The sequence below is a fragment of the Pseudooceanicola atlanticus genome, assembly GCF_000768315.1.
Lineage (GTDB): Bacteria > Pseudomonadota > Alphaproteobacteria > Rhodobacterales > Rhodobacteraceae > Pseudooceanicola > Pseudooceanicola atlanticus.
In genome coordinates this window covers 164,498-177,806 of sequence record NZ_AQQX01000003.1, presented here as the reverse complement: position 1 = coordinate 177,806, position 13,309 = coordinate 164,498, and the positions used below count along the sequence as shown (strand labels likewise).

The 13,309-nt window shown below is 65.1% G+C and carries 12 protein-coding genes; 11 read left to right on the top strand and 1 reads right to left on the bottom strand.

Features of this window, described 5'->3' with window-relative positions:
* The first annotated feature begins 121 nt into the window (after positions 1 to 121).
* The 7 genes from ATO9_RS08710 (at position 122) to ATO9_RS08680 (ending at position 6,868) form a co-directional block, all read left to right on the top strand.
* On the top strand, positions 122 to 376 hold the full coding sequence (locus ATO9_RS08710; RefSeq protein WP_043747575.1) for a hypothetical protein: 255 nt from the start codon (positions 122 to 124) through the stop codon (positions 374 to 376).
* 136 nt (positions 377 to 512) lie between these two features.
* A complete protein-coding gene (gene hydA / locus ATO9_RS08705; protein ID WP_043747574.1) occupies positions 513 to 1,973 on the top strand; it encodes a dihydropyrimidinase in 1,461 nt (486 codons plus the stop codon).
* The gene (locus ATO9_RS08700) at positions 1,974 to 2,756 is read left to right on the top strand and encodes an ABC transporter ATP-binding protein (RefSeq protein WP_052418195.1); all 783 of its coding nucleotides are present in this window, start codon (positions 1,974 to 1,976) and stop codon (positions 2,754 to 2,756) included. It begins immediately after the preceding gene.
* 93 nt (positions 2,757 to 2,849) lie between these two features.
* A complete protein-coding gene (locus ATO9_RS08695) occupies positions 2,850 to 3,767 on the top strand; it encodes an ABC transporter permease (RefSeq protein WP_043748547.1) in 918 nt (305 codons plus the stop codon).
* 103 nt (positions 3,768 to 3,870) lie between these two features.
* On the top strand, positions 3,871 to 4,716 hold the full coding sequence (locus ATO9_RS08690) for an ABC transporter permease (RefSeq protein WP_043747572.1): 846 nt from the start codon (positions 3,871 to 3,873) through the stop codon (positions 4,714 to 4,716).
* Positions 4,717 to 4,743: 27 nt separating this feature from the next.
* Positions 4,744 to 5,745, top strand: a complete 1,002-nt coding sequence (locus ATO9_RS08685; RefSeq protein ID WP_043747571.1) for an ABC transporter substrate-binding protein — start codon at positions 4,744 to 4,746, stop codon at positions 5,743 to 5,745.
* Positions 5,746 to 6,154: 409 nt separating this feature from the next.
* On the top strand, positions 6,155 to 6,868 hold the full coding sequence (locus ATO9_RS08680; RefSeq protein ID WP_043747570.1) for a FadR/GntR family transcriptional regulator: 714 nt from the start codon (positions 6,155 to 6,157) through the stop codon (positions 6,866 to 6,868).
* A gap of 9 nt (positions 6,869 to 6,877) precedes the next feature.
* Here the strand turns inward: ATO9_RS08680 and ATO9_RS08675 are convergent, their stop codons facing one another.
* Positions 6,878 to 7,615, bottom strand: a complete 738-nt coding sequence (locus ATO9_RS08675; protein ID WP_052418194.1) for a DUF1028 domain-containing protein — start codon at positions 7,613 to 7,615, stop codon at positions 6,878 to 6,880.
* Between the two features lie 101 nt (positions 7,616 to 7,716).
* Here ATO9_RS08675 and ATO9_RS08670 point away from each other — a divergent pair, with 101 nt between their 5' ends.
* The 4 genes from ATO9_RS08670 to ATO9_RS08655 all read left to right on the top strand — a co-directional run bounded on the left by ATO9_RS08670 (position 7,717) and on the right by ATO9_RS08655 (position 13,286).
* A complete protein-coding gene (locus ATO9_RS08670; RefSeq protein WP_043747569.1) occupies positions 7,717 to 9,300 on the top strand; it encodes an ABC transporter substrate-binding protein in 1,584 nt (527 codons plus the stop codon).
* Positions 9,301 to 9,478: 178 nt separating this feature from the next.
* Positions 9,479 to 10,426, top strand: a complete 948-nt coding sequence (locus tag ATO9_RS08665) for an ABC transporter permease (protein WP_043747568.1) — start codon at positions 9,479 to 9,481, stop codon at positions 10,424 to 10,426.
* Positions 10,423 to 12,303 (top strand): dipeptide/oligopeptide/nickel ABC transporter permease/ATP-binding protein, encoded by a 1,881-nt coding sequence (locus ATO9_RS08660; protein ID WP_043747567.1) that lies wholly within the window; start codon positions 10,423 to 10,425, stop codon positions 12,301 to 12,303. Before ATO9_RS08665 ends, ATO9_RS08660 begins: the two co-directional genes overlap by 4 nt.
* Entirely contained in the window at positions 12,300 to 13,286 is a 987-nt protein-coding gene (locus tag ATO9_RS08655; RefSeq protein WP_043747566.1) for an ABC transporter ATP-binding protein, read from the top strand. The genes ATO9_RS08660 and ATO9_RS08655 overlap by 4 nt, the downstream gene beginning before the upstream one ends.
* The last annotated feature ends 23 nt before the right edge of the window (positions 13,287 to 13,309 follow it).

The following is a 13,309-nucleotide window of genomic DNA, read 5'->3' as shown; positions in this document are numbered from 1 at the left end:
GTTATGCGTGCATCAAGAGGCTTGCCGCAACGGCAGGGCTCGGGGCAAGATAAGTCTGGGCGGGGTCATTCGGGCGCGGCCCGTTTCAATGACTTTTTCGCAGCCGAAAAGGGGTGCGACCATGCCTACAAAAATCTCGATCGGCCTATTCTGTGCCGTCCTGCTCTCCGGGACCTCCGGATGCGCCTATATCAAGTCCCACAATCCGATGAAGCCGGACAACGTGTCCATCATGGCGCCGGAAATGAAACCCGCGGCCCCGGTGCCGCTGGGGCCGGACAGCATCGTCATGGACGAAAACGGCTGCTTCCATCAGCCGGCGGCCGATGGGTCGATGGTGCCGGTGCAAAGCGGTCGCGGGCCGCTCTGCGAGTAAGTCACGCGGGCGGGGGGATGATCCTCGGCCCGTTCGCTGAACAATCTGCCACGCCGCGCACGATGCGCGGGCGCGCCCTGTCCGAATGTGGACAGTGGCGCGGTTTGTCATGTCAAAAGAAACAGGGAGAACTCTCATGAGCAAGGTCATCAAGGGCGGGACGATCGTGACCGCCGACCGCCAGTTCAAGGGCGACGTGCTGATCGAGGGCGAAACCATCGCCGAGATTGGGGAGAACCTGAAGGGCGACGAGGTGATCGACGCCTCCGAAGCCTACGTGATCCCCGGCGGCATAGACCCGCACACCCACCTGGAAATGCCCTTCATGGGCACGACCGCCGCCGAGACCTTCGAGACGGGCACCTGGGCCGCGGCCACGGGCGGCACCACGATGCTGATCGATTTCTGCCTGCCGGGCGAAGACGGGTCGATCAAGAACGCGATCCAGGAATGGCACCGCAAATCGGCCCCGCAGATCTGCTCCGACATCGGTTATCACATGGCGGTCACCGGCTGGAACGAGAATGTTTTCAACGAGATGAAGGACGCAGTTGATGCGGGTGTGAACTCCTTCAAGCACTTCATGGCCTACAAGGGCGCGCTGATGGTCGAGGATGACGAGATGTTCGCATCCTTCTCTCGCTGCAAGGAACTGGGCGCGCTGCCCATGGTCCATGCCGAGAACGGTGACCTTGTCGACCTGATGCAGAAGAAGTTCCTGGCCGAGGGCAAAACCGGGCCGGAATGGCATGCCCGCTCGCGTCCGCCGGAATTCGAGGGCGAGGCCGCGAACCGCGCGATCACCATCGCCGATGCCGCCGGTGTGCCGCTTTATATCGTGCATGTCTCCTGCGAACAGGCCCACGAGGCGATCCGCCGGGCCCGCCAGAAGGGGATGCGCGTCTACGGCGAACCGCTGGCGCAATTCCTGACGCTGGATGACGATGAATACCTGTCCGAGGACTGGCTGCATTCTGCCTGCCGGGTGATGTCGCCGCCGTTCCGTGGCAAGGAACACCAGGACGGTTTGTGGGCCGGGCTTCAGGCCGGGTCGCTTCAGGTCGTGGCCACTGACCACGCCGCGTTCTCCTCCGAACAGAAGCGGATGGGGGTGGGCGATTTCACGAAAATCCCCAATGGTACCAACGGGTTGGAAGAACGCCTTGCCGTGCTCTGGACCTTCGGCGTGGAAACCGGCCGCCTGACGCCGGAGGAATTCGTCGCCGTCACCTCGTCCAACATCGCCAAGATCCTGAACATGTATCCCAAGAAGGGCGCGCTGGTGCCGGGCGCGGATGCGGATGTGGTGGTCTGGGACCCGTCGATCTCCAAGACGATCAGCGCGTCGAACCACCATTCCATCCTCGATTACAACGTGTTCGAGGGCTACGAGGTCACCGCCCAGCCGCGTTACACCCTGTCGCGTGGCGAGGTCATCTGGGCCTGGGGTCAGAATTCGCAGCCCCAGCCCGGCCGCGGCCGGTTCGTGCCGCGCAAACCCTTCGCCTCCGCCCACAAGGCGCTGTCGAAGTGGAAAGAGCTGAACTCTCCGCGGTCCGTCGAGCGTGACCCGATGAACATTCCGGCGGGGATCTAAGTGAGCCAAGTACCTGTGATCTCGGCCAAGTCCCTTGATCTGACCTTCGAAACCAATGACGGCCCGGTCCATGCCCTTAAGGGTGTGGACCTCGATATCGGCAAGGGGGAGTTCGTGTCCTTCATCGGCCCGTCGGGCTGTGGCAAGACCACCTTCCTGCGGTGCATCGCGGCGTTGGAAACGCCGACGGGCGGAGAACTGACGGTCAACGGGATGACCCCGGAAAATGCTCGTCAGGCAAGGGCTTATGGCTATGTGTTCCAGGCGGCGGGGCTGTATCCCTGGCGTACGATCGCGGGCAACATCAAGCTGCCGCTCGAGATCATGGGCTTTTCCAAGGCCGAGCAGAAGAAGCGCGTCGAGCAGGTGCTGGAGCTGGTCGATCTTGCCGGGTTCGGCGGCAAGTTCCCCTGGCAGCTGTCGGGGGGCATGCAGCAGCGGGCCTCCATCGCGCGGGCGCTGTCGTTCGATGCCGATATCCTGCTGATGGACGAACCCTTTGGTGCGCTTGATGAAATCGTGCGCGACCACCTGAACGAAGAGCTGCTGAAGCTCTGGGCGCGGACCGGCAAGACGATCGGTTTCGTCACTCATTCGATCCCCGAAGCGGTGTATCTGTCGACCAAGATCGTGGTCATGTCGCCGCGGCCCGGGCGGATCACCGATGTGATCGACAGTCCGCTGCCGAAGGAGCGGCCGCTGGATATCCGTGATACCCCCGAATTCCTGGAAATCGCACACCGCGTCCGCGAGGGGCTGAGGGCGGGGCATGCCTATGACTGAACGCCCGGCACCCTGTTCTGCGACGGAGCGCCCTTGGCCAGCGCCGTGTCGTGAGTATTTCTGGCAAGATGAAGCCGGGGGTGGGGGCGCATGATGCGGACGATCTTCCCCGTGGCGGTCGTGGTCGCCGTGATCGTGGGGCTGTGGTACGCGGCCTGTATTCCGATGAACATTCATACGGCCGCGACACAGGCAGAGCGGGCCGGGATGGTGATCGACCCCGAGGGGGCGGCGGAGCGGAGGGATATGGGTGCCATTGCCCTGGCGCTGCGCAATACCGGCATCTGGGGCGATACCTGGGCGCAGGACAAGCCGCGTCTTCCCGCGCCGCACCAGGTGGTGACGGAGCTGTGGGAGACGACGGTGGAGAAGAAGGTGACCTCCAAGCGGTCGCTGATCTTCCACGGCTGGGTCACGCTGAGCGCGACGCTTCTGGGCTTTGGCATCGGCACCGTCGCGGGCATCCTGCTGGCGGTCGGGATCGTGCATTCGCGGGCCATGGACATGAGCGTCATGCCCTGGGCGATCGCGTCCCAGACGATCCCCATCCTCGCCATTGCACCGATGATCATCGTAGTTCTGAATTCCGTTGGGCTTCAGGGGCTTATACCCAAGGCCATCATCTCGGCCTACCTGTCGTTCTTCCCGGTCGTGGTCGGCATGGTGAAGGGCTTCCGGTCGCCGTCGCAGATGCAGATCGACCAGATGCGGACCTGGAGCGCGTCGCGGAGCCAGACCTTCTGGAAGCTGCGGCTGCCGGCCTCGATGCCCTATCTGTTTGCCTCGCTGAAGATCGGCATCGCGGCCTCGCTGGTGGGTGCCATCGTCGGAGAGCTGCCGACGGGCGCGGTCCGGGGGCTGGGCGCGCGGTTGCTGACGGGCAGCTATTACGGCCAGACGATCCAGATCTGGTCGGCTTTGTTCGCGACGGCGATCCTGGCGGCGGTGCTGGTCGCGGCGGTCGCGGCGATGGAACGGGCGACGCTGAAACGGATGGGGGTGGGGCGATGAAAATGCGCAAAAACGCCCGTCGGTATCACGTCGGTATCACGTCGGTATTGTGTCGGTGCGCCGTCGGTTTGCCCCTGACGCCGCGCCGGACAGGAGGTGTGTCATGGGGCTGGTGATTGCCGCGCTCGTGATCTGGGGCCTGGCCTGGTGGATGAACATCCGCATCGCCAATGGCGCGCAGGCAGACACGAAAGGGGCCAAGCTGGCGGTGCCGGCGATCTTCGGCCTGACCCTGCTGGTCATGTGGGAGCTGATCGTACGCGGGCTGGACGTGCCGATGGTCATCCTGCCGGCGCCGTCGCTGATCGTCGTGCGCTTTGCCGACAGCCTGCCGATCCTCTGGGCGGATTTCGTCCAGACGGTGGTGAAGGGGGCGCTGTCGGGCTACGTGATCGGCTGCGCCGCGGCCTTCGTCACCGCGATCCTGGTCGACCGCAGCGATTTCCTGCGCAGGGGCCTGATGCCCGTGGGCAGTTTCGTCGCGGCCCTGCCGATCGTCGGCACCGCGCCGATCCTGGTGATGTGGTACGGGTTCGACTGGCAATCCAAGGCCGCGGTCGTCGTCGTCATGGTCTTCTTCCCGATGCTGGTGAACATCACCGCCGGTTTGCAGGAGACCACGCAGATGCAGCGCGACCAGATGAAGACCTGGGCCGCGGGCTATTGGCAGAGCTTCTGGACGCTGCGCCTGCCGGCGGCCATGCCCTTTGTCTTCAACGGGCTAAAAATTTCATCAACGCTGGCGCTCATCGGGGCGATCGTGGCGGAGTTCTTCGGCTCCCCCATTGTCGGGATGGGTTTCCGCATATCAACATCCGTCGGACAGCTGGCCCTGGACATGGTCTGGGCCGAGATCCTCGTGGCCGCCCTGGCCGGGTCAGCGTTCTACGGTGTCGTGGCCCTCATCGAACGAAAGGTCACGTTCTGGCATCCCTCGCAGAGGGGATGAAATGAATAACCAACGGGAGCTAAAGACATGAAGAAACTTCTGACCGGGGCCGCCACGGCCATCGCGCTGGCGCTGAGCGCGCCCGCCTTTGCGGCATCCCATGCCGACAGCAGCGTCAAGCTGCAGCTGCAATGGGTCACCCAGGCCCAGTTCGCGGGCTATTACGTGGCGCTCGAGAAGGGCTATTACGAGGAAGAGGGGCTGGAGGTTGAAATCCTGCCCGGCGGTCCCGACATCGCCCCGCCGCAGGTTCTGGCCGGTGGTGGCGCGGATGCCATGCTGAACTGGATGCCCTCGGCGCTCGCCGCCCGTGAAAAGGGCCTGCCGGTGGTGAACATCGCGCAGCCGTTCAAATCCTCGGGCCTGATGCTGACCTGCTGGAAGGATACCGGCATCGAGGGTCCGCAGGATTTCAAGGGCAAGACCATCGGCGTCTGGTTCTTCGGCAACGAATACCCGTTCCTGAGCTGGATGAGCCAGGAAGGCATTTCCACCGATGGCGGTGAGGATGGCGTGACGGTTCTGAAGCAGGGCTTCAACGTCGATCCGCTGATCCAGCGCCAGGCCGACTGCATTTCCACCATGACCTACAACGAATACGGTCAGGTGCTGGATGCGGGTGTCTCGGAAGACGAGCTGGTGACCTTCAAGTATGAAGACATGGGCGTCGCCACGCTGGAAGACGGCATCTACGTTCTGGAAGAAAACCTGGAAGACCCGGCCTTCAAGGAGAAGATGGTCAAGTTCGTCCGTGCGTCGATGAAGGGCTGGAAATACGCCGAGGAGAACCCCGACGAGGCCGCGGGCATCGTTCTGGACTATGACGAGACCGGCGCCCAGACCGAAGCGCACCAGGTGCGCATGATGGGCGAGATCGCCAAGCTGACCGCCGGCTCCAACGGCGCGCTTGACCCGGCCGATTACCAGCGGACCGTCGACACGCTGCTGGCCGGCGGGTCGGACCCGGTGATCACCGCGGCCCCCGAGGGTGCCTATACGCTGGAGATCACGGACGAAGCGCTGGATTGATCCGGCACCAGGTTTCCGCACTTGGTTTCAGGCCGCCTGACGGCGGCCCGACCGGCGCCCTTCCCGCGATGCGGGAAGGGCGTTTTGCGTCCGGTGCTTGAGTGGCTGACGGGAGCGTATGGCGCAGGCTGTGCTCATGGTCGGGCCTTGGGGCCTGTGGCCGGGGACGGGGCCTCCGGCGGGAGTATTTTTGGCAAGATGAAGCAGGGGATGCGCCCCTGGCCGGGCGGTGTGCCTGATCGGCGCGGGGCGCGGGCATTCGGGCAGGTTGCCGTGGGATCCCTGTATTTCTCATGATGATATTTCTTGATGCGCCGGGCCGGGACGGGCTAGGCAGGGAGCCATCGACGAAGGGGATGGAGCGCTGAGCGACGACAGGAACGAAGAGGCCCCGCGGCAATCGCGCCCGGTGGCCGTGGCCGAGGCAATCAAGGTCTGGGTCGTGGAGCAGGGGCTGCGCGGCGGGGACCGGTTGCCGGGCGAGGCCGAGATGATGGAGCGGTTCGGCCGGTCCAAGGGGACGATCCGCGAGGCGATGCGCATCCTCGAGGCGCAGGGGCTGATCAAGACGCGCACCGGGCCGGGGGGCGGGTCCTTCGTGCATGAAGTGTCGCGGATGCGGGCCCAGGCGCTTTTGGGGAATTACTTCTATTTCAAGGAACTGGGCCTGCATGACATCTACCAGATGCGCAGGTTGCTGGAGCCGGAACTGGCCGCATCCCTGGCCGGGCAATTGAGCGAGGCGCAGTTGTCGGAGCTGGAGGCGTTGATGGAGCGGACGCGCCTGCCGGCAGGATCGGCGGAGGAGGAGCGGGAGCAGCATGTCGCCTCGCTGCTCGTGCATCAGCGGCTGGCGGAGTTTGCCGACAATGCGCTGCTGGGGTTCGTGATCGGGTTCATGGCGCAGATGCTGTCGGACATGACCGTCTACCGGAAGCTGTACGATCCGCCGAACGTGGAACTGTGGTCGAAGGGCCGGGCCTACCAGCTGCAATTGCTGGAGGCGCTGCGCGCGGGCGAGGCGGAACGGGCCCGGCAGATCATGTCCGATCACATGGCCACTGCGGAGGCGCTGATGGAAGCGCAGGAAGCCGAGATGGTGAAGCGATTCATCTCGGCCTGAGGGGCGGCGTCATTCGGTTTCGGGGAAGGGCGTCGGGATGTCGTCCTCGGGATCGGCAGGCGCGCTGAGCCGGTCGATATCGGCGGGGGTCGGCGCGCGGTGCGGCGTCTGGATCGTCGGCACCAGGCGGGTCCATTCGGAATAGGCACCGGTCGTGGCGCGCAGGTGCAGGGCGCGCAGGTCGTCGAGGGGGGTGTCCGAGAGATCCACCCGCAGGGTCAGCGGCGGCACGTCCGGCCCGATCACCAGCATGGCGGCCGACATCAGGCCACGGCTGTCGGACCCGGCACTGTCGCCGGCCGAAAGCGCGTCGAGGATGCGCTGGTTGAAGGGGCCGCGCGCCGAAAGGAAGCCGTCGAGAATCGCATCGAGCACCGAGTCGTCGGCCAGCATGTTGCCCGCGACGATCACGTCAGGCCCGGTCCGGTGGCCCGCGGCGGGCACGCTTTCGGCGCCGGTGAAGGCCGCCGTCGCGCCGGTCGGGTCGATCGCGGCGAGCTGTCGATAGGCGCGGCCCGGGTCGGGATCGGTCATCGCGGCGACGGCGTCGGGTGCCGACAAACCCTTGCGCATATGGGCCAGAACGCCTTCGCCCCAGACGGTCGAGGGCGATGTGCCCTGGCTGGCGGAGAGGCCTGAGGCGAGATCACCGCGCAGGACCCATCCCCCGACACATAGGGATCCGGTGGCTGCGCCGCCGCCGAATCTGCCTGTTTCTGCGTCATAGGCGAGGATGGAAAAGGTCATGCGGGTCCTCCGGTCAATTGCCCACTTGAATTTATCATGACAATTTGCCTGACTTCAATTTATCATGAAGAATAATCGCAGCCTGCAACAGGGAGAGGCTCATGACTGACACTTTTTTCAACTGGACCCGCCGGGGTGTCTTGGCCGCCGGTGTCGCCATGTCGCTGGCGCTCGGGGCGGTGGCCCCGGCCGAGGCGCAGACCCCACCGGGCGTTCTGATCGTCGGCCAGATCGCCGAGCCGAAGGCGCTGGACCCGGCGGCGGTCACCGCGGTGAACGATTTCCGCATCCTGATGAACCTCTATGACGGGCTGGTGCGCTACAAGTCCGGCACGCTGGAGGTGGAGCCTGCCCTGGCGACGGGATGGGAGATCAGCGAGGACGGCACCGAATACACCTTCACCCTTCGCGAGGGCGTGACGTTCCATGACGGGACGGAGTTCAACGCCGAGGCGGTGAAGTTCAATTTCGATCGCATGCTGGATGAAGAGCACCCCTATCACGATACCGGCCCGTTCCCGCTGGCCTTCTTCTTCTCGGCCGTCGAGGAGGTCTCGGTCGTCGATCCGCTGACCGTCACCTTCAAGCTGAACGCGCCCTATGCGCCGTTCCTGTCCAACCTTGCCTATCCCACGGGCCTGATCGTGTCACCCGCCGCAGTGGAACAATACGGCGCCGATTTCGGGCGCAACCCGTCGGGGACCGGGCCCTTCACCTTTGCCGAATGGCGGTCGAACGAGGCTGTCGTGGTTGAGGCCAATGCCGATTACTGGGACGGTGCGCCGGGCACCCAGGCCGTCGTCTTCCGTCCGATCACCGATGCCAATACCCGCACCGCGGAAATGCTGGCCGGTGGCATCGACGTGATGGTCGAAGTGCCGCCCGTGGCGCTGTCGGAATTCCAGGGCGACGACTTCACCGTGCTGGAACAGGCCGGGCCGCATGTCTGGTTCCTGATCCTGAACGCCAAGGAAGGCCCCTTTGCCGAGAAGGCCGTGCGCCAGGCCGCGAATTACGCGATCAACAAGTCGGCGCTGGTCGAGGAGGTGCTGGAAGGCACGGCGGACGTGGCCGCGGGCCCGACGCCCCCGGCCTTTGCCTGGGCCTATAACGAGAGCCTGGAGCCCTATCCCTACGATCCCGAGAAGGCCAAGGAATTGCTGGCCGAAGCAGGCGCCGAAGGGGCCGAGCTGACCTTCTACGTGACCGAAGGCGGCTCGGGCATGCTGGACCCGGTGGCAATGGGCACCGCGATCCAGGCCGACCTGGAGGCCGTGGGCTTTGACGTGACCATCGAGACCTACGAGTGGAACACCTTCCTGGGCGAAGTGAACCCGGGGCTGGAAGGCAAGGCGGACATGGCCGAGATGGCCTGGATGACCAATGACCCGGACACGCTGCCCTACCTGGCGCTGCGCACCGATGCCTGGCCCGACAAGGGCGGGTTCAATTCGGGCTATTACTCCAACCCCGAGGTCGACACGCTGCTGGAAGAGGCCCGCGTGGCCACCGACCAGGAGAAGCGCGCCGAGCTCTACAAGGAGATGCAGACCATCGTGCAGGAAGATGCGCCCTGGGTCTTCGTCGCCAACTGGAAGCAGAACGCGGTGATGAACGACCGGGTGGAGAATTTTGCACTCGAGCCGTCGTTCTTCCTGCTGCTCAAGGACGTGGTGAAGAACTGAGCTTTCGGGCCGCGTGACGGCGGCCCGACCGACGCTCTTTCCGCGGGGCGGAAAGAGCGTGCCTCCGGCGGGAGTATTTCCGGCAAGATGAAGATCCGGGCCAGGATCCGATGCCACCCGTCGACGAACAATCCAAGCCAGCGCGAATATCGGTGTCGGCCAGCAAAGGAGGACCGCTATGGGCGGGTATATTCTGAAAAGACTGGTTTCGGCGATCCCGGTCCTGTTCGGGATCACGGTGATCGTGTTCCTGATCATGGCGATGATCCCGGGCGACCCGGCGCTTGCGATCCTCGGATCCTACGCGACGCCGGAGAACGTCGAGAAGCTGAACCGGGACCTTGGCCTCGATCAGCCGCTGGTGGCGCGGTATTTCATCTGGCTGGGCAACATGCTGACCGGCGATTTCGGGCGCTCCTTTTCACTGAACCGCCCGGTGATCGACGAGGTGCTGGACCGGTTTTCCGCCACGCTGATCCTGGCGGGCACGTCGTTTGTGCTGTGCGCGATCTTCGGCATCGCCGCCGGGGTCGTGTCGGCGGCGCGGCAATATGGCTTTGCCGACAAGGCGATCACCTTTGCGGTCCTGCTGGGGATCTCGATCCCGTCCTTCTTCCTGGGCATGATGATGATCCTGTTATTCGCGGTGCGGTGGAAGATGCTGCCGGTTTCGGGGATGTACGCGATCTATGGCGGGGGCGACCTGCCGGATTTGCTGAACCACCTGATCATGCCGGCCATCGCCCTGGCGGTGGTGGCCACCGGCGTGGTGGCGCGGCTGTCGCGCTCGGCCATGCTGGAAGTGCTGCGGCAGGATTTCGTGCGCACCGCGCGGGCCAAGGGCGTGCGCGAGGGGCGGGTGATCTGGGGCCATGCGCTGCGCGCGGCGATGGTCAGCATCATCCCGGTCCTGGGCGTGCAGGCGGGGTTCGTGCTGTCGGGCGCGGTCTATATCGAGATGGTGTTCCAGTGGCCCGGCGTGGGCCGGATGCTGGTCGATGCCATCCTCAAGCGTGACATCCTGCTGGTGCAGGGCGGCGTCGTCTTTGTCGCGGCCTGCTACGTGATGTTCAACATCGCGGTGGACGTGGCGCAGAGCCTTCTGGACCCGAGGATCAAGACATGACCTTTCTCAAGCTTCTGATCCGCAATCGCCTGGCCGCCGCGGGGGCCGTGGTCATGGCGCTGGTGCTTTTGCTGGCGCTGATCACCCCGATCCTGCCGCTGCCCGATCCGGATGTGACCAACACCTCGAACCGTTTCGTGAAACCGTTTTCCGAAGGGCACCTGCTGGGCACCGATCACCTGGGGCGCGACTTGCTGGCGCGGCTGATGTACGGCACGCGGCTGAGCCTGGCCGTGGGGATCGCCGCGGCGATCTTTGCGGCCATCTTCGGCGCGGCGATCGGGATCATCGCGGGGTATTTCGGCGGCAAGACCGACAATATCATCATGCGCGGCGTCGACATGCTGATGGCCTTTCCCTACATCCTGCTGGCGCTGGCGATCGTGGCCGCCTTGGGTCCGGGGCTGACCAACGCCTTGATCGCGGTGGCGGCGGTGAACATCCCGTTCTTTGCCCGCAACATCCGCGGGGTGACCGTGGGGATCGCGCACAAGGAATTCGTCGACGCGGCCAAGCTGGCGGGCGAGGGGCATCTGCGGATCATCCTGACCGAGATCCTGCCCAACGTGATCCCCGTGATCGTGATCGCCATGTCCACCACCATCGGCTGGATGATCCTGGAGACGGCGGGGCTGTCCTTCCTGGGACTGGGGTCGCAACCGCCGCAGGCCGACCTGGGCTCGATGCTGGGCGAGGCGCGGTCGGCGCTGATCACCAATCCGCATACCTCCATCGTGCCGGGGGTGATGATCCTGATCATCGTCATGGCGATCAACCTGCTGGGCGACGGGGTGCGCGACGCACTGGATCCGCGCCTGCGGTCCGGCGCGCTGACCCGGCCGCGGCCGTCGACGGCCGTTGCGCGGACCTCGGAGATCCCGAAGCCGCGCGAGACCGGGACGATGGTTCTGACCGACCTGGAGACGCAGTTCCACGTGGGCCAGAGGGTCTACAAGGCGGTGTCCAAGGTGTCGCTGCATGTCGAGCCGGGCGAGTGCCTTGGCGTGATCGGGGAATCCGGGTCGGGCAAGTCGGTGACGGCGTTGTCGATCATGGGGCTTGTCGCCTCGCCGCCCGGGGTCATCACCGGCGGATCGGCGCGCTATGACGAGACCGAGCTGATCGGGGCCCCCTACGAGAAACTGCGCCGCTACCGGGGCGACAAGGTGGCCTATATCTTCCAGGACCCGCTGGCGACGCTGCACCCGCTTTATACCGTGGGCGATCAGCTGTGCGAGGCGATCCGGGTGCATCACAAGGTGTCCAAGAAAGAGGCCTGGCAGCGGGCGGTGGCCCTGCTGAAACAGGTGCGGATACCCAATGCCGAAGGGCGCGCCAAGGTCTATCCGCACGAGATGTCGGGCGGCATGCGCCAGCGGGTCGGCATCGCCATGGCGCTGGCCAACGACCCGGACGTCATCATCGCGGACGAACCGACCACGGCGCTGGATGTGACCGTGCAGGCGCAGATCCTTGCGCTGCTGAACGACCTTCGGAAGGAGCGGGGGCTGTCCATCATCTTCATCACGCACGATTTCGGCGTGGTGGCGCAGCTCTGTGACCGGGTGGCGGTGATGTATGCGGGGCGGATCGTGGAAACCGGGCCGACCCAGGCGGTGCTGGACGATGCCGCGCATCCCTATACCCGCCGGCTGATCGCCTGCGTGCCCGAACTGGGCGAGGGGCGGCGCGAATTGCACGCGATCCCGGGCCTGCCGCCGGCGGTGGACAAGCTGCCCGCGGGCTGCGCCTTCGCCCCGCGCTGCGACAAGGCGGATGCGTTGTGCCAGGTCGGCACGATCGAGCTGGAAGGCAACGGGACGCGGGCGGTGCGCTGCATCTTCCCCGAAACAAAGCTGTCGGAGGACGTGGCATGAGCACGGCGCTGAAACTGGAGAACCTGTCCAAGACCTTCGAGGTCGGCAAGCGCATGTTCCGTCCGCCCAAGGCGATGGTGCATGCGGTGCGGCCGATCACGCTGGAGGTCGAAAAGGGCGAAACCCTTGGCATCGTGGGCGAATCCGGCTGCGGGAAATCCACTCTGGCGCGGATGCTGGTGGGGCTTCTGGACCCGACCGAGGGCGTGATCGAGATCGATGGCGCTGCGCTGGACAATGCGGACCCGTCGGAGTTCGGCAAGAAGATCCAGTATGTCTTCCAGGACCCGATTTCGTCGCTGAACCCGCGCAAATCCATCAAGCAGGTGATGGAGGCGCCGCTGAAGCATCTGCACGGCATGGACAAGGTCACGCGGGATGCGCGGATCCGGGAGATCTTTGCCTCCGTCAACCTGCGCGAGGAATTCCTGGAGCGTTATCCGCACGAGTTTTCCGGCGGGCAGGCGCAGCGGATCGGGATCGCGCGAGCGCTGGCCGCCGATGCGTCGACCCTGATCCTGGACGAGCCGGTTTCGGCGCTGGACGTGTCGGTGCAGGCGCAGGTGCTGAACCTGCTGGAAAAGCTGAAATCGGACCTCGGCCTGACCTACCTGTTCATCAGTCACGACCTTGCGGTGGTCGAGGCGATCTCGACCCGGGTGGCGGTGCTGTATTTCGGCACGCTGGTGGAACTGGCGCAGGCCGAGGATATCTTCCGCGCGCCGAAACACCCCTATACCAAGCTGCTGGCGTCTTCGGCGCCGGTGGTGGGGCGGCCGCTGACGAACCCCGAGGGCAAGGCGACGGACCTGCCGGACCCGCTGAACCCGCCCAAGGGCTGCGCCTTTGCGGCACGCTGTCCCAAGGCCACGGATATCTGCCGGCAATCCCCGCCGCCGCTGGCCGTGCCGACGGGAGAGGCCGGGGCGCATCAGGTCGCCTGCTACCATCCGCTGGAGGAAGGCGAGCAGATCTTCGGTTGATCTGGGGCTGGTTTCGGGCTGGC

Excerpts from the sequence above, each read along its gene's own strand:
- ATO9_RS08710 (WP_043747575.1), top strand. The coding sequence starts at position 122 with ATGCCTACAAAAATCTCGATCGGCCTATTCTGTGCCGTCCTGCTCTCC.
- hydA (WP_043747574.1), top strand. The coding sequence starts at position 513 with ATGAGCAAGGTCATCAAGGGCGGGACGATCGTGACCGCCGACCGCCAG.
- ATO9_RS08695 (WP_043748547.1), top strand. The coding sequence starts at position 2,850 with ATGCGGACGATCTTCCCCGTGGCGGTCGTGGTCGCCGTGATCGTGGGG.
- ATO9_RS08690 (WP_043747572.1), top strand. The coding sequence starts at position 3,871 with ATGGGGCTGGTGATTGCCGCGCTCGTGATCTGGGGCCTGGCCTGGTGG.
- ATO9_RS08685 (WP_043747571.1), top strand. The coding sequence starts at position 4,744 with ATGAAGAAACTTCTGACCGGGGCCGCCACGGCCATCGCGCTGGCGCTG.
- ATO9_RS08675 (WP_052418194.1), bottom strand. The coding sequence starts at position 7,615 with ATGACCTTTTCCATCCTCGCCTATGACGCAGAAACAGGCAGATTCGGC.
- ATO9_RS08670 (WP_043747569.1), top strand. The coding sequence starts at position 7,717 with ATGACTGACACTTTTTTCAACTGGACCCGCCGGGGTGTCTTGGCCGCC.
- ATO9_RS08665 (WP_043747568.1), top strand. The coding sequence starts at position 9,479 with ATGGGCGGGTATATTCTGAAAAGACTGGTTTCGGCGATCCCGGTCCTG.
- ATO9_RS08660 (WP_043747567.1), top strand. The coding sequence starts at position 10,423 with ATGACCTTTCTCAAGCTTCTGATCCGCAATCGCCTGGCCGCCGCGGGG.
- ATO9_RS08655 (WP_043747566.1), top strand. The coding sequence starts at position 12,300 with ATGAGCACGGCGCTGAAACTGGAGAACCTGTCCAAGACCTTCGAGGTC.